1 protein-coding gene is annotated in these 767 nt (G+C 48.2%); it reads left to right on the forward strand.

From position 1 onward, the window contains the following. Window positions 1-767, forward strand: a 767-nt coding sequence (locus A3756_RS19090; protein WP_156490606.1) for an FAD-dependent oxidoreductase, incomplete at both ends; no start/stop codon positions are given.

Consider the following 767-nt stretch of genomic DNA (forward strand, 5'->3'; position numbering starts at 1 on the left):
TGCTCGTTTGGTTTTACGTGTATTGGAAGAGGGCAATCGCGACGGCGGTGTTGCGATCAATTATCTGCGAGCAGAGCAAGTAAGCAAGGACGAAAATGACAGAGTCACGGGCGTCTTGCTGAAAGACCAACTGAGTGCTGAACAGTTTGAGTTGCAGGCAAATGTTGTCATCAATGCTGCCGGGGTATGGACAGATGAACTTCGACAACAGCTCGGTGAAAACAAAGTAATAAGGCCTCTGCGTGGCAGCCATTTAGTTTTGCCTCAGTGGCGCTTGCCAGTGGCGTATTCTGTGAGTTTTTTTCACCCGAAAGATAAGCGGCCAGTGTTTGCTTTCCCCTGGGAAGGTGTGACGGTTGTCGGGACAACGGACCTTGATCACAAGCAAAGTAGTCGAGACGAGTCCAGCATAAGCGCTGGCGAAGTAGCGTATCTGTTAGCTGCTGTGAATCAGCAATTCCCAAATAGTTTGATTTCTGAAAGCGATGTTATAGCGACGTACTCGGGTGTTCGCCCTGTTGTCAGTAAACATTCTAGCAAGCAAGAAGCTGACTTGAGTAAACCGGCAAAGCCTTCTGATGAAAAGCGTGAACATGTTGTCTGGGATAATCGAGGCATGGTGAGCGTTGCAGGAGGTAAGCTGACGACTTATCGTTTAATCGCCTTGGATGTGCTTCAAACGGCGGCGAGATATTTAAATCGGAAACCTGAAGACTTTAAGTCGAGTACACACTTTCCTGAGACTGACCATGTAATGGCTTCAGCTC

The sequence above is a fragment of the Oleiphilus sp. HI0086 genome, assembly GCF_001635225.1.